The 18,363-nt window shown below is 64.3% G+C and carries 14 protein-coding genes; 9 read left to right on the top strand and 5 right to left on the bottom strand.

What is annotated here, in order from left to right:
* Positions 1-4: 4 nt before the first annotated feature.
* Positions 5-2,323: an endopeptidase La gene (gene lon, locus AABA48_RS09995; RefSeq protein ID WP_286350331.1), complete on the bottom strand. Its 2,319-nt coding sequence runs from the start codon at positions 2,321-2,323 to the stop codon at positions 5-7.
* Between the two features lie 129 nt (positions 2,324-2,452).
* Positions 2,453-4,390 carry an ABC-F family ATP-binding cassette domain-containing protein gene (locus AABA48_RS10000; protein WP_286350332.1) on the bottom strand — a complete coding sequence of 646 codons (1,938 nt, stop codon included), beginning with the start codon at positions 4,388-4,390 and terminating at the stop codon, positions 2,453-2,455.
* A gap of 271 nt (positions 4,391-4,661) precedes the next feature.
* Between AABA48_RS10000 and AABA48_RS10005 the strand changes: the two genes are divergently transcribed.
* From AABA48_RS10005 to AABA48_RS10030, 6 genes are all read left to right on the top strand, one after another.
* The gene (locus AABA48_RS10005) at positions 4,662-7,115 is read left to right on the top strand and encodes an Rne/Rng family ribonuclease (protein ID WP_286350333.1); all 2,454 of its coding nucleotides are present in this window, start codon (positions 4,662-4,664) and stop codon (positions 7,113-7,115) included.
* Between the two features lie 377 nt (positions 7,116-7,492).
* Positions 7,493-7,729, top strand: coding sequence for a hypothetical protein (locus AABA48_RS10010; protein WP_286350334.1), 237 nt, complete (start codon positions 7,493-7,495; stop codon positions 7,727-7,729).
* A 34-nt stretch (positions 7,730-7,763) separates the two neighbouring features.
* On the top strand, positions 7,764-7,985 hold the full coding sequence (locus AABA48_RS10015; protein WP_010941587.1) for a hypothetical protein: 222 nt from the start codon (positions 7,764-7,766) through the stop codon (positions 7,983-7,985).
* A 168-nt stretch (positions 7,986-8,153) separates the two neighbouring features.
* Positions 8,154-9,356 carry a methionine adenosyltransferase gene (locus AABA48_RS10020; RefSeq protein WP_286350335.1) on the top strand — a complete coding sequence of 401 codons (1,203 nt, stop codon included), beginning with the start codon at positions 8,154-8,156 and terminating at the stop codon, positions 9,354-9,356.
* A gap of 16 nt (positions 9,357-9,372) precedes the next feature.
* On the top strand, positions 9,373-9,747 hold the full coding sequence (locus tag AABA48_RS10025) for a YbaN family protein (protein WP_286350336.1): 375 nt from the start codon (positions 9,373-9,375) through the stop codon (positions 9,745-9,747).
* Between the two features lie 190 nt (positions 9,748-9,937).
* On the top strand, positions 9,938-11,122 hold the full coding sequence (locus tag AABA48_RS10030; RefSeq protein ID WP_286350337.1) for a methyl-accepting chemotaxis protein: 1,185 nt from the start codon (positions 9,938-9,940) through the stop codon (positions 11,120-11,122).
* A 93-nt stretch (positions 11,123-11,215) separates the two neighbouring features.
* Here the strand turns inward: AABA48_RS10030 and AABA48_RS10035 are convergent, their stop codons facing one another.
* From AABA48_RS10035 to AABA48_RS10045, 3 genes are all read right to left on the bottom strand, one after another.
* On the bottom strand, positions 11,216-11,575 hold the full coding sequence (locus tag AABA48_RS10035) for a hypothetical protein (protein WP_338270133.1): 360 nt from the start codon (positions 11,573-11,575) through the stop codon (positions 11,216-11,218).
* A gap of 151 nt (positions 11,576-11,726) precedes the next feature.
* Positions 11,727-13,067: a DEAD/DEAH box helicase gene (locus tag AABA48_RS10040; RefSeq protein ID WP_286350339.1), complete on the bottom strand. Its 1,341-nt coding sequence runs from the start codon at positions 13,065-13,067 to the stop codon at positions 11,727-11,729.
* Between the two features lie 155 nt (positions 13,068-13,222).
* Positions 13,223-15,124 carry an ATP-binding cassette domain-containing protein gene (locus AABA48_RS10045; RefSeq protein WP_338270136.1) on the bottom strand — a complete coding sequence of 634 codons (1,902 nt, stop codon included), beginning with the start codon at positions 15,122-15,124 and terminating at the stop codon, positions 13,223-13,225.
* 162 nt (positions 15,125-15,286) lie between these two features.
* Between AABA48_RS10045 and AABA48_RS10050 the strand changes: the two genes are divergently transcribed.
* The 3 genes from AABA48_RS10050 to AABA48_RS10060 all read left to right on the top strand — a co-directional run bounded on the left by AABA48_RS10050 (position 15,287) and on the right by AABA48_RS10060 (position 18,363).
* On the top strand, positions 15,287-16,012 hold the full coding sequence (locus tag AABA48_RS10050; protein ID WP_338270138.1) for a hypothetical protein: 726 nt from the start codon (positions 15,287-15,289) through the stop codon (positions 16,010-16,012).
* 64 nt (positions 16,013-16,076) lie between these two features.
* Positions 16,077-16,556: a 4Fe-4S dicluster domain-containing protein gene (locus tag AABA48_RS10055; protein ID WP_010941579.1), complete on the top strand. Its 480-nt coding sequence runs from the start codon at positions 16,077-16,079 to the stop codon at positions 16,554-16,556.
* Between the two features lies 1 nt (position 16,557).
* A complete protein-coding gene (locus AABA48_RS10060; RefSeq protein ID WP_286350342.1) occupies positions 16,558-18,363 on the top strand; it encodes an aldehyde ferredoxin oxidoreductase family protein in 1,806 nt (601 codons plus the stop codon).

Below are 18,363 nucleotides of genomic sequence, written 5' to 3' on the forward strand. Positions count from 1 at the left end.
GTTGTCACTGGAGCGCGGCAGCCACCGCCTCATGCACGTCATCCACAAAGATGAAGGTAAGCTCGTTCTTCACGTCGTCGGGGATATCCTCAAGGTTCTCCCGGTTGCGCGAGGGCGCCACCACGGTCTTGACCCCGGCCCGCCGGGCCGCCAGGACCTTCTCCTTAAGGCCGCCGATGGCCAGCGCCCGGCCGGTGAGGCTGATCTCGCCGGTCATGGCCACGTCGCGCCGGGCCGGCCGTCCCGACAGCAGCGACACAATGGCGGTCACCATGGTGAGCCCGGCGGACGGGCCGTCCTTGGGAATAGCCCCGGCCGGCACGTGGATGTGGAGATCGGTGTCCTCGAAGGCCCCCTCGTCGATCCCCCAGTCCGCGCAGGTGGCGCGCACGTAGGAAAGGGCGGTCCGGGCCGACTCCTTCATCACGTCCCCCAGGCTGCCGGTCAGGATCAGATCCCGCTTCCCCTTCATGCGGGTCGCCTCCACGAAGAGAATGTCCCCGCCGGTCTCGGTCCAGGCGAGCCCCGTCACCACGCCGACCCGATCCTGTTCCGCCGCCACCTCGTTGAAGAAGGTGCGGGGCCCCAGAAACTCCTCCACCACCTCGGGGGTGATGGTCTCCCGCAGGGGCTTGCCCTGGGTGATCTCCTTGGCCACCTTCCGGCAGACCGATGCGATGCTCCGCTGCAGGTTGCGCACCCCGGCCTCCCGGGTGTAGTCGCCGATGATCTTGTATATAGCGGCAGACGCAAAGGCGGGAGGGGTGGCGGAGAGGCCGTTTTCCTCAACCTCCTTGGGGATGAGGTAGCGGACCGCGATCTTTTCCTTCTCCTCGTCGGTGTAGCCCGAGAGCCGGATCACCTCCATCCGGTCCTTGAGGGCCGCCGGCACCGGGTCCAACAGGTTGGCCGTGGTGATGAACATGACGTTGGAGAGATCGAAGGGCACGTCCAGATAGTGGTCGGTGAAGGTGCTGTTCTGTTCCGGGTCGAGCACCTCCAGGAGCGCGCTCGCCGGGTCGCCCCGGAAGTCGAGGCCGATCTTGTCCACCTCGTCGAGCATGAAGACCGGGTTGTTGCTGCCGCAACGGAAAATTTCCTGGATGATCCGGCCCGGAAGCGCGCCGATGTAGGTGCGGCGATGGCCGCGTATTTCCGCCTCGTCTCGCATCCCCCCCAGGGACATCCGGATGAACTTCCGCCCCAGGGCCCGGGCGATGGACTTGCCGAGGCTCGTCTTCCCCACCCCCGGAGGACCCACGAAGCAGAGGATCGGCCCCTTCATCTTCTCGCGCAGGGTCCGGACGGCCAGGTATTCAAGAATCCGTTCCTTGACCTTTTTCAGGTCGTAGTGGTCTTCGTCCAGCACCGCCTCGGCCTGGTTGATATCATGGTTATCCGCCGTCGACCTGCCCCAGGGCATGCCGGCCAGGTAGTCCAGATAGGTGCGGGCCACCGTGTATTCGGGGGATGAAGGATTGATCCGGTCCAGCCGCTTGAGTTCCTTGTCGGCGATCTTGCGGACCTCGTCGGGCATGCCGGCGTTCTGGATCCGGCTCCGCAGCTCGGTCATCTCGGTGCCGCGCGGGTCCTCCTCGCCAAGCTCCTCCTGGATCTGCTTCATCTGCTCCCGCAGCAGGTACTCCTTCTGGCTCTTCCCCACCCGGCGGGTCACTTCGGCCTGCACTTCGCCCTTCACCTGGAGCCGTTGCACCTCGGCAGTCAGGTGCATGTACACCTTCTTGAGCCGCTCAAGGGGGTCCACGGTCTCCAGGAGCCGCTGCTGCTCGTCCAGGGGGAGGTTCACGTAGAGGGCCACCAGGTCCGCCAGCCGGGCCGGGTTGTCGATCAGGTCGATCATCTTCATGACGTCGTCCGGCAGGGGGCGACCATACGAAAGAGCGATCTTGAGGAGTGCGTTGAGACTCTGGACCAGAGCTTCGGAAACCACTGACTTCTCGAAGAACTCGTGGACCACCTCACAGCGGACCTGGATGTGGGGAAGCGTATCCGCCACGTCCAGGATCCGTACCCGCACGACCCCCTCCAGGACCACCTTGCCGCCCCCCTCGGGAAGCCGGTAGATCTGGTTCACCTTGCAGAGGGTGCCGATCTCGCAGAGCTGTGGCGTCTGGCCGGGCGCCGCCTCTTCCCGGGTCCGGGCGAGCACCACCATCTGCTCGTGGCCGAGCATGTCCTCGAACGCGGTCAGTTCGTCGTCCTTGAGGAACAGCGGGAAGATCATATAGGGAAAGGCGACGATCTCCCGGAGGGGAAAGAGCGGAAGAACGGCGGGGACTGATATCGACACGGACTCGGACATGGGAACTGACCCTCTGGTCGAGCGGCTCACGGTGGCAGCAGAGTACAGAAAGAGTAGCCTCTGAAGCCGCGCCTGTCAATGAATGGCGCGTGAATGCAACAAGGTCGCGGGGATAGGAACACCCACTCCTCAGCCTGCGGCGACGCTCTCCCATTCTTCGTACAGGGAGGCAATGCGAGCGGTGAGTCCGGCATGTTCTTCGCCCCCCCGCCGGGCCTGCTCGTGGTCATCGAAAAAGGCCGGATCAGCCATGCGCGCCTCCAGGTCGGCCAGGAGCCCTTCTTCGGCGGCAATGGCGGATTCCAGCTCTTCGAGGCGCTTCAGGCGGCGCTTTTCGTCCCGCTGGCGGGCCTTTTCCTCCTCCCGCTGGCGCTGCCGCTCCTCCTTGGATTCCGCGGTCGGCGACCCGGCCGATGCGTCAGGCACCGGGGACCGGCCAGCGGCGGCCTGTGGGGCCGGGCAATCGTCCGCTGCTTTTTTCCGCAGGTAATACTCGTAGTCGCCGTGATAGCTGGTAAGCCGACCTCCCTCCACCTCCACGACCCGGGTGGCCAGGCCGTCGATGAAGTGCCGGTCGTGGGAGACGAAGACCACGGTGCCGGCAAAGGTCTTGAGGGCGTCCAGCAGCACCTCCTTGCTGAAGAGGTCCAGGTGGTTGGTCGGCTCGTCCATCAACAGCAGGTTCGAGGGCCGCAACAGCATCTTGGCCAGTGCCAGCCGGTTCCGCTCGCCGCCCGAGAGGACCTCTACCCGCTTGTGGATGTCGTCGCCGGTGAAGAGGAAGGCGCCGAGGATGTCCCGCAGCTGGGGTACCATGTCGAAGGGTGCGTCGGCCAGCAGTTCCTCGTGGGCCGTTTTCGCACCGTCCAGCACCTGGGCCTGGTCCTGGGCGAAGTAGTCGGCAACCACGTTGTGGCCGGCGATCCGCTCCCCTCCCTGGAACGGCTTGCCGGCCAGCACCCCCATGAGGGTCGACTTGCCGGCGCCGTTGTGCCCCACCAGGGCGATCCGCTCTCCCTTCTCCACCGTCAGATCGATCCCGTCCAGGACCACGTGACTGCCGTAGGCTTTGGTCACCCCCTTCAGCTCCAGCACGATCCTGCCGCTCTTGGGGGGATCGGGGAAGCGGAAGCGGATCTTCTTGCGCTCAGGCGGCAACACGATCCGCTCGATCTTTTCCAGCTGTTTGACCCGCGATTGGACCAGGGCCGCCTTGTCAGCCTTGTAGCGGAAGCGGTTGATGAAGTCCTCGATCTTTGCGACTTCCTCGTCCTGGCGCCGCTTCGCCTCGCGCAGGGCCGCCACTCGCTCCTCCCGGGCCGTCAGGTAGCGGCTGTACGAGCAATGATAGTCGGTAAGGGTGCCGTTCCAGACCTCCGTGATCCGGTGGCAGACCTGGTCCATGAAGAAGCGGTCGTGGGAGACGAGGATGACCGAATGGGGATACTCCTGAAGATACCCTTCCAGCCAGTTGCGGGCCTCGATATCCAGGTGGTTGGTCGGCTCGTCCAGCAGCAGCACGTTGGGCTTTTTCAGCAGGAGCTTGGCCAGGGCGATCCGCATCTGCCAGCCGCCGGAAAACTCGCCGCAGTCGCGCTGCCGGTCGCCGGTGGTGAAGCCGAGCCCGTCCAGGACCCGGCAGGCCTCCGCCTCCATGGAGTATCCGCCCCGCAGCCGGAACTCCTCCTGGAGCCGGCCGTAGCGTTCGAGACACTCGCCGTGCTCCGGCGCATCGTGAGAGATATTCTCCAGCCGCGACGTCAGTTCGTGCAGCTCCCGTTCCAGGGACTGAAGGTCTTCCAGAGCGGTCATGGCCTCCGCCAGGAGCCCTCGACCGCGGGTCACGATCCCGTCCTGGGGAAGGTAGCCCACCGTGGCGCCCCGGGCGAAGATGAGCTCGCCCGATGTCTGTTCCACGAGCCCGGCAACGATGCGCATCAGGGTCGACTTCCCGGCCCCGTTCTCGCCCACGAGGCCGACCCGTTCCCCCTTTTTCAGATGCCAGTCGATCTCCGCGAACAGGGAGGTGCCGGCGAAATCCTTTGACAGTTTTCTCAGATGGAGCATGAAGGTATCCCGAACCGCGTTCCGTTAGCGCTACAGGGCTATACTAGGGGGTGCCCCGCGATTTTGTCAATTGCTCCGGCAGGCGGGCGCACCAGGGGCCAGTTTTTTCTTATTACACAAGGGAAAACTCTGCTATACTTTTGAGGTTTTATCGACCTTCAGCGCCTATGGGGCGTTCGAATACCCATCGGGTCGCGCGGCCTGCGCCGCGGGCGACCATACATTTCCGCGGCGCGGGGCATTCCGCAGACCGCACAAAGGACTGAAATCAATGGCAAAAAAGATGCTCATCAACGTGATGCATCCGGAGGAATCACGCGTCGCCATCGTTGAAGACGGCAAGCTGGTTGATCTGGACATCGAAATCGAGGGGAGCGAACAAACCCGAGGCAACGTCTACAAGGGGGTGGTGGTCCGGGTGGAACCGGGACTGCAGGCCGCCTTCGTCGACATCGGACTGAAACGGCTCGGCTTCCTCCAGATGGGGGAAATCCATCCCTCGTTCTGGCAATGGCGCAGCGATATCCCCGAAGAGAGCCGCAGCCGCCGTCCCCGCATCCAGGAAGTCATCCGCCGGGGGCAGGAGCTCATTGTCCAGGTGGAAAAGGGCGAACGGGACATGAAGGGCGCGGCTCTGACCACCTACATGTCGTTTCCGGGCCGCTACATGGTGCTCATGCCCGGCAGCGACTCGGCGGGCATTTCCCGCAAGGTGGAGAGCGAGTCCGACCGGAAGAAGCTCAAGGAAAAGGTGGCCGAGCTGGAAATCCCCGAAGGCTACGGCTACATCGTCCGGACCGAGGCCCTGGGCAAGACCAAGACGGAACTGGCCAAGGATCTCCAGTACCTGGTGAAGCTCCACCAGGGCATCGTGGACAAGGCAGCCGCGGCCAAGGGCCCCACCCTCCTCCACCGGGAACTGGACGTGGTCATCCGCACCATCCGCGACTACTTCACCGCCGAGATCGACGAAGTGCTGGTGGACAGCAAGGACGTCTACAAGCAGGCCCGCGAATTCTTCAAGCAGACCATGCCCAAGTTCGAGAAGCTGGTGAAGCTCCACACGGAAAAGCGTCCCATCTTCTCCCGCTACCAGATCGAAGAACAGATCGACCTCATCTACGAAAAGAAAGTTCCTCTCAAATCGGGCGGCTACCTCATCATTGAGCCCACCGAGGCCCTGGTATCCATCGACGTCAACTCAGGCAAGACCACCGGCGAGAAGGGGGTCGAGGACACCGCGTACAAGACCAATCTGGAAGCGGCGGAAGAGGCTGCCCGTCAGTTGCGGATGCGCGACCTGGGCGGGCTCATCGTGCTCGACTTCATCGACATGCGGGACAAGAAGCACATCACCACCGTGGAAAAGACCCTGAAGGCGGCCCTCAAGAACGACAAGGCCCGGGTCACGGTGGGGCGCATTTCCCAGTTCGGCATGCTGGAGATGTCGCGCCAGCGGATCCGCCAGACCCTCGAACAGGGCAGCACCCTGGAATGTCCCCACTGCGGCGGGCGGGGCAAGGTGAAGAGCGTCGAGAACATGGCCCTCTCCTTCCTGCGCAAGGTCCACGCCGCGGCAGCCAAGGGGACCGTGGCCGAGGTGCACGGCGGGCTCCCCCTGGAGGTCGCCTATTACCTGCTGAACCGCAAGAAGAGGGAACTGGCCCAAATCGAAAATGAATACGACATTGTCGTGACCGTGAAGGGCAAGACCTCGTTCCTCATGAACCAACTAGAGGTGGAACTGGTCAAGCGTGAGAAACCGGCCCACGTGGAAACACACGAAGAGCACGCGGAGAAGGTGGCCGAGGCGCTCGCCGAAGGGCTGCCCGAAGCAGCCGAAGGGACCGAAATCCCGGCCGAGGCATCGGCAGCCGAGACCGAGGGCAAGAAAAAGAAACGGCGCCGCAGCCGCCGGAAGGGCAAGGCCGAAGCCGAAGAGATGGTAGAATCAGTAGCGGCTGCTGAAATCGAAGAACCCGAGGAGCTCGAAGCCGGCGGCGGAGAAGAACCGGAGGCCGCGACTGGCGAAGAAACGGCGGAAGGGGAGGCTCCGGGCGAAGAAGCCAGGAAGAAGCGGCGGCGCAAGCGCCGGCGCGGCAAGAAGGCAAAAGCGGACGAAACCGCGGCCGAAGAAGCTTCAGCCCCGGAGATCGCCGAAGAGCCGGCAGAAGAGGAGGCCACCGAAGAACCGGCAGAAGAGGAGGCCACCGAAGCGGCGATCCCTGCCGAAGAAGCAGGAGAAGCTTCGGAAGAGGTGAAGAAGAAGCGGCGGCGGCGCAAGCGCCGGACCCCAAAACGTGCCGGCGAGGCGACCGAGGCGCCGGCAACGGAAGTGGAGCCGGCAGAGCCCCGTGCCGCGGAGCCCGAACCGGAGCTCGCCCCGGCCGAAGCGTCCCCTGAAAGCGCCGAGCCCGCTCCCAAAAAGACGCGCGCGCCACGCAGCCGCAAAAAAGCGGCCGAAAAGCCCGAGCAGACCGAGCCCGCCGCGACTCTCCCCGAGGAACAGCAGGCGCCTGCCGCAGCTGAAGCGACCCCGGCCCTGCCGACCGAAGCAAAACCGGCAAAAAAGCGGGCCACACGCAAAAAGACCGCCTCCGAACCGGCACCCGCCCCGGTACAGCCCCCTGTTCCGGAGCCTGCCGCTGACGAGCCGCCCAAGAAAAAACGGGCTCCGCGCAAAAAGAAAGAAGCCCCGACAGAAGGAACACCGGAGGCAGGATAGCAACTGAACACTCCGAAGCCGGCCTGTCCGGCCGCAGATCCCCACCGGGCAGGGCTTCACTCCGAAGCCCTGCCATTTCACATCCTACTGTATAGCTTTTCCAGGCACCCCCTATTTCCTGCACCTAATTCCCAACTATCAACACGTTAGCCCCAACCATCCGTTACAAGGCCATTCTTCCCCCTTTGTCCGGTGTATAGGCAATCCATACAAATGGCTCCCTTTCCCCGATACAGACTGCATGCCCATTGATAAATTTACTCAGCAATTTCAGCACCATACAATGACATTCTCTCATCATGCGTCTTATGGTACGGCTACTGCAGAATGAATAACGTTGCATCCCGATTACAACACGGAAACAATGAGGCCTTGTCATGCTGTTGTTGAGTGGAGCTCTATCGTTCCCCATCATTGACGATGCAGGGACGCCAGTCATCATCGCCCTGTTCTGCATGGATGACTTCCTGCTGGCCTTTTTCGCATTCATCGGCATAGCTGCGGTACTCATCCAGTTCATGCCGGTGGCCCTGCTTCTGGTGAGCATGGTACGAAGCCTCTTCCGTTGTAGTTGCGTCAGCGTCATACCCCTCACAACCCTCCATGACGTCTGAACACCCGGGGTCCGCACCCCGGAAGGAGGCACCCATGAAAGCGCGGATCGGCACACTCACATTCGTTCTGGGCGGAGTCTCGCCGGCGTTCGCATCCGTTGGCGAGGCGGAGGGTTTTCAGGGGGTATTTACCACCGTCTTCATCTGTTACTGCGCCATCGTGGTCGTAGCCCAGACCATCGCGGCCATCCGGAGCCTCATCGGTTCCGGCAGCACCAAAGGGGCCGTACCGCCTGCCGAGAGTCAGAAGACCTGAACACGGCTGCGGCGCCCCCCCTGAACACCCACTGTCTCACTCTGCCATGCGGGGTCGTCGGCCGCCCCGGGCTCCCCGCGAAGCCCGGGATGGCCGTACGACCCCTTTTTTTGCCGGCTCCTCCCCTGATCGTATGACAACATCCCCGCCTATGCTACAGTTATCAGTATGATCACCATCGAGGCTTATCGGGGACAACCGGTCGTCGAACAAGGGGTGGAAATCGTCGAGCGCAAGGGGCGCGGACATCCCGATACCATCTGCGACTCCGTGGTGGATGCCGTTTCCGTGGCCCTTAGCCGGGCATACCTGCGCGAATTCGGCAGGATTCTCCATCACAACATCGACAAGAGCCTCCTGGCCGCCGGGACCGTGGAAAAGGGCTTTGGCGGCGGCCGGGTGGTTACCCCCATGGAGTTCATCATCGGCGACCGGGCCACCTTCACGGTGGGAGGCACGACCGTGCCGGTGGCGGAGATCGCCGTTACCGCGGCCCGGGAGTGGATTCGCGCCAATCTCCGCTTTGTGGACCCAGAGGAGCACATCCGCTACCGGATCATGCTGGCGCCAGGCTCTGCGGAACTCACCGACATCTTTGCCCGTCCGGGCGCCGTCATGGCCGCCAACGACACCTCGGCCTCTGTCGGCTACTGGCCCCTCTCACCGACAGAACAGGCAGTACTCGGCCTGGAGCGGCATCTCAACGGCCCCGCCTTCAAGGACCGTCACCCCGACTCAGGCGAGGACATCAAGGTCATGGGGCTGCGGCAGGGAAGCGACCTCGCCGTGACCCTGGCCATGCCGCTCGTTGCCCGGTTCGTGAAATCCGAGGCCGACTATTTCACCCGTAAAGAGACCCTGGCACGGGAAATTACATCGTTCCTCGGGGAACAGGGCGGATTCCGTCGTACCCAACTCCATTTCAACACGCTCGACGTGCCGGGCCGGGGCCTCGGGGGGGTCTACCTGAGCCTGCTCGGCACCTCGGCTGAAGACGCCGATTCGGGCCAGGTCGGGCGCGGCAACCGCGTAAACGGTGTCATCGCCCTTGGGCGGCCGCTGGGGACCGAGGCGGCGGCGGGTAAAAATCCCGTGAGTCACGTGGGAAAGATCTATACGATCCTCGCCCACCGGTTGGCGCGTGAGATCTGCGAGGAGATCGAAGGGATCAGGGAGGCCCACGTCCTGCTGCTGAGCCGCATCGGCACCCCCATCGACCGGCCGGCCATGGCGGCGGTACAGCTTGTCCCCGAGCGGGGACGGCGGGTGGCAGATGTGTCCCGGAAAGCCGAGGACATCGTCGGGAGGGGGCTGGCGACCATTGGCGACTTCTGCCTCGAGCTTGCCGAGGGCCGTCATCCGGTCTGCTGACGAAAGGAACTCCTGCGTGATCAAATGGCTTTTTCTGACCGTGGGCGTCATCGCAACCGGCCTCGGCGTTATCGGCATCTTTCTTCCGCTGGTGCCGACAACGCCGTTTCTTCTGCTGGCCGCGGCCTGCTTCGCGCGCAGCTCGGACCGATTCCACCGCTGGCTCGTGGAACACGCCCACCTGGGTCCCATGGTCCGGGGCTACCTGGAGGGTACGGGCATCCCCCGCCGCGCCAAGACGGTTGCCATTGCCATGGTCTGGCTGACCGTGCCCTCCTCGGCCTTCCTGCTGGTGCCGATGCCGTGGGTACGGGTGCTTCTGCTGGCCATCGCCACAGGCGTGACGATCTATCTTGTCCGGCTCCCCACTGCGCCGGCTGACATCCAATAGCCCCCTCAACAGTCGTCAATCGGCGGCGGAGCACCCACCAAACAGGCTACCCGCGGCCTCCTTACACTCATTCGACAACCTTTTCAGAAAAATATCGGCCGTTTCAAGCCTTTTTGGCTAAACTATCCGCCTTCCCCGCCGATACATTGTATACGGCCATGCGTTATTATTTAGTCACGGGGGAGCAACAATGGTGTCACTGTGGAATTTCTATCTCAATTTTTCAGTAAAGGCCCGTCTGGCCACGCTCTGCATTTGCTACAGCGCCTGCATCGCCGCGACGGCACTGGCCGCTCAAGCCGATTCGGCCCTCATCAAGTACGGATCCGTGGTCCTCTTTATCGTCCTGGGGGGCATCTTCGGCTGGATCAACATCTGGTCCATCAACCGGCCGATCCAGAGGGCAATCGGTTATCTGCAAACCATGGCTCGGGGTGACCTGAGCCAGGAAATCACGGTGTTCCGGAAGAATGAGTTCAGCAGGATGCTCATGACCATGCGGGAGCTCCAGGGCTCCATGCGCAAGATCATCTCCGGAATCCAGACAACGGCGGCCGATCTGTCCGCCGCCTCCGACCTGCTCCGTACCACCTCGTCGCAGATTGCCGAAGGGACCGACCACGCCTCCCAAGAATCGGCATCCATCACCACGGCGGTGGATGAAATGGCCTCGGTGAGCCTGGCCATCTCGCACAACTGTCAGAAGATGGCAGAGGAGGCGTCGGGCACCGGCCACGCCACCGAAAGCGGCACTGAAACCATCTCCCGGATGACCACCATCATGGAGGCGGTCGAGCAGATGGTGTCCGGCACCATGGCGGCGGTCAACGCGCTGGGCGCCAACTCCGAACGGATCGGCGACATCATCACCGCCATCAGGGACATTGCCGATCAGACCAACCTGCTGGCGCTCAACGCCGCCATCGAGGCGGCCCGGGCCGGTGAGCAGGGACGCGGCTTCGCCGTGGTGGCCGACGAGGTGCGCAACCTCGCCGAGCGGACGACCTCGTCCACCAGAGAAATCCAGTCCATCATCGGCGCTCTGCAGGGCGACGTCAAAAACGTGATGGGCCTCATGGAGCAGAGCTCCGACAGTGTCCGCAACGGCACCCGGGACATGCATCTCTCCCGCCAGGCCATCGGGGCCATCAAGGAGCACATTGCCCCCCTCATCGACCACGTCTCCCAAGTGGCCATCGCGGCGGAAGAGCAGTCGGCCACCACTGCCAGCATCACGGAAAACATCCACCGCATCGCGCTGGTGATTCGCGACGCAGCCCAGGGAGCCCAGCAGACGGAAACCGCGGCGGCCGATCTGGCGCAGTCGGCGACGGAACTCCAGCAGATGGTAAACCGCTTCAAGCTCTCGGCCTGACGAACGTCTATCCTGACCCCGGAGACACCTCCTGCACACAAAAAAGGCCGCCCCGTTCAGGGCGGCCTTCTTCATGGTATCAATCCCCCCCCCTTAGCCGATGGGGTTGCCGTGGGTTTCCACATCATAGATGGTGAGCAGCGTTTCGGGCGTCAGGAAGCAGACTTCGGTCCGTTCCCCCCCTTTTCCGCCGTGAACCCATTCAACGGTATCACCGGACTCGCCGTGCCTGATGGTCAGGCGCTCACCCGTGATCCGCTTCACCTCCTCAACCATGTCATTCATGGTGAGCAGTTCTACTCCCCCGATCTCCTCGTCGCTGGAGAGTCTTTCCAGGAACCTGTCGACCAGGTCGTAGTCGAGGAAGTCGTTTTCCTTCCGCCACCACCGCACGAAGCGGTGCTCGCCGGAAGCACTCTCGGTAACCAGCCTTCTGATGTCCGTCCCTCTCATGGCATCCTCCTTTCCGTCCGCTTCCGGCTCGTTGGGAGCGGAAGTCCGCGGGCCATGATCTCTGCCGGTGTATCCTTGTCTGATTACATTATACCTCAAGAGGACGATCAGTGAATACGGTTATCAAAATTATATCGGGAACCTGTCCCTGTCAGCGCGGCCGGCGGGGACTTCCGGGCCGCTGGCGCGCCGGGCCCGAAGCGGGCGTCCCCTGACCCGGCTGCCGCCGGCCCGGTTCCTTGGGATGGGACGGGCGGCCGGAAGACGGGGATGCCGCTACGTCCCCTTTCTTGGGCTGGCTTGCGTGGGGGCGAGCCTGGCGCGGCTCACGGGGCGGACGGGCAAACTCCACATCCTTCTTCGGCGCCGGCACCGAGTAGTCAAAGCCCTGCACGGTGCGACGCTCGATGGTGGCGCCGAGGCTCCGCTCGATGGCACGTACCATGGCCCCGTCGTCGGAGGTCACCAGGGTGAAGGCGTCTCCGCTGCGGGCCGCGCGGCCGGTGCGGCCGATGCGATGGATGTATGCCTCGGCCGTGTCGGGGATATCGTAGTTGATCACGTGGGACACCTGACTCACGTCGATGCCGCGGGCCGCAATATCGGTAGCCACCAGGATCTGGAAGGTTCCGTCCCTGAAACCGTCCAGGGCTGCCTGCCGCCGGTTCTGGGAAAGATTCCCCTGGAGGGATGCCGCCCGGTAGCCGGTCTTTTCCAACTGTTCGCCCAGTCGCTTGGCCCGGTGTTTGGTGCGGGTGAAGATCAGCACCGACTCGGTGTCCGTGTGGCGGAGAAGCTCCATGAGCAGCGGTGTCTTCAGGTGCTGCTCAACCGGGTAGAGGGCATGGGTTACGGTGACCGCCGGGGCCACGTTTCCCACCTGCACCGTCACCGGGTCCAGCAGGATATCCTGGGCCAGTTTGCGGATGTCGATAGGCATGGTGGCCGAGAAGAGCAGCGTCTGACGTCGGGAAGGGAGATGCTTGAGCACCCGCCGGATGTCGGGGAGAAAGCCCATGTCGAACATCTGGTCCGCCTCGTCCAGGACGAGCACCTCCAGGCGCGACAGATCGATGGTCCCCTGGGCGATGTGGTCCAGGAGCCGTCCCGGGCAGGCCACGACTACTTCGGCGCCGGCCTTGAGCTTCTGCACCTGGGGATTCACCCCTACCCCGCCGTAGACCGTCACGCTCCGCAGGCGGGTCTGCCGCCCCAAGGTGACGAAGCTGTCGTTGATCTGCTCCGCAAGCTCGCGGGTGGGGGCAATGACCAGGGCCCGGACGCGGCCGCGCTCTCCCTGCTGCAGCCGGTGCAGGATCGGCAGGGCAAAGGCCGCTGTCTTGCCGGTGCCGGTCTGGGCCAGCCCCATGACGTCGCGCCCCGCCATGACCGCGGGGATGGCCTGGGCCTGGATCGGCGTGGGGGTCTCGTAGCCGGCGGCCGCAACCCCTCCGGCCACGGCCGGATGAAACCCGAACGATGTGAAATCCATGAAATACTCCTTGGTGCTGCCGCCTGAAAACAAAAAAGCCCCGGTTCTTTCCAGGGCCTGATCTGATACGTTGTCCGGAAACAGCTGGTTGAGATTGGGCGACCGTACCAGCTTTCGGCAAACCCTGTCAAGGAGTAAAGCGGGAGCGCCCGCTTCTACCCTCTGAGGCTTTCCAGCTCTTCCCAACGGGCATAGGCCGTTTCCAGCTCACCCTCCAGCTCCGCCAACCGGGTATTGAGCGCCGCCACTTCGGCGCCGGCGCCGCGATAGAACTCCGGATCGGCCAGGGTGGCGTGGAGACGCTCCTGCTCCTCCTCCAACTGATGAATCCACTCCGGGAGCGCTTCAAGCTCACGCTCCTCCTTGAAGCTGAGCTTACGGGGCTTTTCATTCCGCTCACGGGTCTTGGCCGAAGTATCGGCGGACGCCTTCGCCGGTTGCTGCTTTGCTGCCGGCGTCTCGGCGGCGGCCTGACGGAGCCAGTCGTCGTAGCCCCCCACGTATTCCCGCACCTGACCGTCGCCCGACAGGACAAGGGTGCTCGTCACCACATTGTTGAGGAATTCCCGGTCATGACTCACCAGGAGCAGCGTGCCGGAATACTCCAGCAGCAGATCCTCAAGCAGGTCCAGGGTTTCGGCATCAAGATCGTTGGTGGGCTCGTCCATCACCAGCACGTTGGAGGGCTTGGTGAACAGCTTGGCCAACAGGAGGCGGTTGCGTTCCCCGCCGGACAGGATGCTGACCGGCGTGCGCGCCCGTTCGGGAGGGAAGAGGAAATCCTGCAGGTAGCCGATCACATGGCGGCTCCGGCCGTTGATGATGACGGTGTCGTTCCCCTCGCCTACGTTTTCCTGCACGGTCCGGTCCAGGTCCAGTTGCTCGCGCATCTGGTCGAAGTAGAGCACCTCCCGGCGGGTGCCCAGGCGGACCGCCCCCTGCTGAGGTTCGAGTTCCCCCAGCAGGAGCCGGAGCAGGGTGGTCTTGCCCGAGCCGTTGGGGCCGATGATCCCCACCCGGTCCCCGCGCATGACAGTGGTGGTGAGGTTGGCAATGACGGCCCGGTCTCCGTAGCCGACGGAGGCGTTCTCCGCCTCCACCACCAGGGCGCCGGACCGCTCGGCCTCCTGGAGCCGGATCGTGGCCGTTCCCTGCCGCTCGCGCCGCTGCCGGCGCTCCTCCCGCAGCTTCTTCAGCGCCCGGACCCGCCCCTCGTTGCGGGTTCGGCGGGCCTTGATCCCCTGCCTGATCCACGCTTCCTCCTGGACCAGCTTCTTGTCGAACAGGGCCTGGCGGGTGATCTCCGCCTCCAGGAGCGCCTCGCGCCGCTCCACGAATTCGTCGTAGCCGCAGGCAAAGGCGTAGATCCGCCCCCGGTCCAGTTCGGCCACCCGGTTGGCGAGCCGGCGGGCAAAGGCCCGGTCGTGGGTGACGAAAAGCAGGGTCGTGACGTTTTTGGCCAGGAATTCCTCCAGCCAGAGGATAGTATCGATGTCCAGGTGGTTGGTGGGCTCGTCCAGGAGCAGGATGTCCGGCGCCGCCACCAGTGCCCGGGCCATGAGCGCCCGGCGCTTGGTGCCGCCGGAAAGGCTCGCGAAGGGGGCGTCCGCATCCAGGGAGAGCCGGTTGAGGACCCGTTCCACCTCCTGGTGGAGATGCCAGCCGCCGGTCTCCTCCAGTCGCTTCTGGAGGGTGGCCAGTTGCGCCAGGAGCCCCTCTCCCCCCTCAACGGCCAGCAGATGGCTCACCCGGTGGTACTCGGCCAGGAGCGCCGTGGCCTCGCCCATGCCCTGGGCCACCACGTCGAACACGGTCCCCTCCAGGTCGCGGGGGACCTCCTGGGAGACCAGGGCCACCCGCACCCCCTGCTGCCGCATGATCTCGCCCCCCTCCGGTGGAATCTCGCCGGCGATGAACTTCAGCAGGGTCGATTTACCGGTGCCGTTGCGCCCCATGAGGCAGAGGCGCTCCCCTTCCCCGATCTGGAGGTTGATGCCGTCGAAGAGCGGCGGGCCGCCGAAGGCGAGGGTAATGTTGCGCAAGGTGATGAGTGCCACGACTTCTCCTTCCGTTCCGGTTTGCAGGAGTGACAGTATTCACTGTTTTGCCTCCCGGCGTCAATCCTCCACTGGCACCTGAGCCATTTGCATTGGCGGCAATCCCCGGTACCATTGACAATTATCACGAACGAGCGGACCCGCCCCCTCGCCCGGAGAACCATGAATCAGTCAACGCGCATCGTCGTCGGCATCATATCCCTGTTCCTGTCGCTGTTCCTGGCCTGGCGAATCGGCATCTGGCTGGAGCCGGCCCCGGCCGGGCCATCCCTGCCGGCGGGCGACCCGAAATCGCCCCCCTACGCCACCGGGACGGTGCAGGAGGACCTTCACTTCGAAATCCGCAACGTCCGCATCTCCGGGGATGGGGCCGCCCTAAACGGGATCGGTATCATCCGGTTCGATACCGACCGGGAACGGATCAAGCCGGCGGTGCTGGCAATGCTCACGGCCGTGAAGAAAAAGGCCCCGGCAGCGAAGATGATAACCCTTGAGCTCAAGCCCGCCGTGGAGTGCACCCAGTGCACCCTGGCCAGGGCAACGTACCGTGAGGGCCGGACCGTCATCCGCTACGGGATCCCCTCCCAGGAACAGATCGAGCGACACAACGCACTCATCGGCACCACTGACGGTACCGGACGCCGGATCGACCGCCCCCGGCTCTACCGCCCCGACAAGGAGACCTTCGGGGCCGGGTTGGCCGTCACCATGGCCCTGGAGGCGGCACGGCAGAAGAACCCGTCGGCTGGCGAGGAGCAACTGCTCGACCAGGCAGCCGCGACGGTGGGCATCTCCCCGGTGGTGGCGGCGCGTCACCGCGACTTCATGAAAGCCTATTTCACGGGCGACGGCTATGGGGAGGAAACCCTGGACACACCGCTCCAATGACGCAAACCGAGTGGGAGTTTCCAGTTACCGCGACTCCCCGGCATACCCCTAAAGGAGGGTCACCATGCAGAAGCTGATCCGCGTCGAGCCGGCCAAATGCGTCGGCTGCAAGTCGTGCGAGCTGGCCTGTTCGTTCAGGCACCGCGGGGAGTTCGCGCCCAGCAAGGCCCGCATCGTCAATGAGGTTTTCCTGGAGGAGGCCAAGTTCATCACCGTCACCTGCATGCAGTGCGACGATCCCTGGTGCCTCAAGGCATGCCCCAAGGGGGCCATCGCCAAAGATGCGGCCAGCGGCGTGGTGGCAGTGGACGAGCTGAAGTGCGTGGGCTGCCGCACCTGCGTCAGCGCCTGTCCCTTCGGCATGATCAAGTACCTTCCCGAGACCAGGAAGGCCGACAAGTGCACGCTCTGCGCTCCCGATGTACCCGAATGCGTCATCTTCTGCCCCACCCACTGCCTGACATTCGCCGAGGAAGACGCGCCGCTGCGGGCAAAGGTGCTCAAATTCGTCCAGACCGTCAAAGACGGCCAGATGGAGGTGTGACATGGGAAGCGGATGGCACGGCAGAGTCCTGCGGGTAGACCTGGCGGCGCGGCGTTGCAGCATCGAGGAACTGAACGGGACGTGGGCACGGGAATTCATCGGCGGCCGCGGACTGGGCTCCCGCTACCTGGTCGAGGAGGTGGCCCCCGACGTGGACCCCCTCTCCCCCCGCAACAAGCTGATCCTGGCAACCGGTCCGCTCACCGGCACTTACGGGGCCGCCAACGGCCGCTACGTGGCGGTAACCAAGTCGCCCCTCACGGGTACCATCGCCAGTTCCAACTCGGGCGGCTACTTCCCGGCGGAACTTCGCTTCGCCGGCTTCGACCTGATCATCGTGGAGGGGAAGGCTGAAAAACCGGTCTACCTGAAAATCTACAACCAGAAGGCCGAACTGGCCGACGCCTCCCACCTCTGGGGGAAGACCACCTACGAGACCGAGGACATGATCCGGCGCGAGTTCCACGGCGATGCCAAGGTGGCGGCCATCGGCCCGGCCGGGGAGAAGATGGTCCGGTTCGCCTGCATCGTGAACGACAAGCACCGGGCCGCCGGACGCAGCGGAGTGGGCGCGGTCATGGGGAGCAAGAACCTCAAGGCGGTGGCCGTGCGCGGCACCGGCGGCGTGACCATGGCCGACCCGGCCGCCTACCGGGAGGCGGCCCGCGAGTCGTACCGGCTCCTCAAAGGTCATCCGGTGACGGCCGAGGGGCTTCCGGCCCTGGGAACGGCGGTGCTCGTGAACGTCATCAACCAGAGCGGCGCTCTCCCCACCCGCAATTTCCAGTCCGGCACCTTTGAAGGGGCTGAGGATATCTCGGGTGAGCGCCTGGCCCAGACCTGGCTCCGGCGGAACAAAGGGTGCTTCGGCTGCGTCATCGCCTGCGGCCGGGTAACCCGCCTGGCCGACCCCCGCTGGACCGAGAGCGGCGAAGGCCCCGAGTACGAAACCCTCTGGGCCCTGGGGGCCGCCTGCGGGATCTCCGATCTGGCGGCAATCACCAAGGCCAACTACCTCTGCAACGAGTACGGCATGGACACCATCACCGCCGGCGGCACCGTGGCCTGTGCCATGGAGCTCTTCGAGCGGGGGCTCCTGACCGAAGGTGAGACGGGAATACCGCTGCGCTTCGGTGACGGCGACGCCCTGGTGCGGATGTTCCAGCTCATGGGCACGGCCGAGGGGTTCGGCGCAAAGCTGGGCCTCGGCTCCTGGCGGCTGGCCGAGAGCTACGGAGCGCCCGAGCTTTCCATGACGGTAAAGAAACAGGAGTTCCCGGCCTACGACCCCCGGGGCATCCAGGGGATGGCCCTGGAATACGCCACCAGCAACCGGGGCGCCTGTCACGTGCGGGGCTACATGGTATCCCCCGAAATCCTCGGCGTACCGGAGAAACTGGACCCGGCCGTTACCGAGGGTAAGGCGGGCTGGACCAAGGCATTCCAGGACTTCACGGCCGTGGTGGACTCGGCGGGCATCTGCCTCTTCACCACCTTTGCCATCGGCGCGCCTCAAGTATCCGCCTTTCTCAACGCGGCCACGGGGCTGGGGTACTCGCTGGAGCAACTACTGGAGGCCGGCGACCGGATCTGGAACCTGGAGCGGCAGTTCAACCTGAAGGCGGGGATCGACCCGTCCCAGGACACCCTCCCGCCCCGGCTCCTGTCGGAGCCCCTGCCAGACGGCCCCATGCAGGGATCGGTGGCGCGGCTCGCCGAGATGCTCCCCGACTACTACCGGACCCGGGGCTGGGACGAACAGGGCATTCCCACAGATGAGAAGTTGAAGTCACTGGGACTCGCCTGA

Origin of the sequence: Geobacter sp. 60473 (assembly GCF_036323535.1) — a bacterium.
In the GTDB taxonomy this organism is placed as follows: domain Bacteria; phylum Desulfobacterota; class Desulfuromonadia; order Geobacterales; family Geobacteraceae; genus Geobacter; species Geobacter sulfurreducens.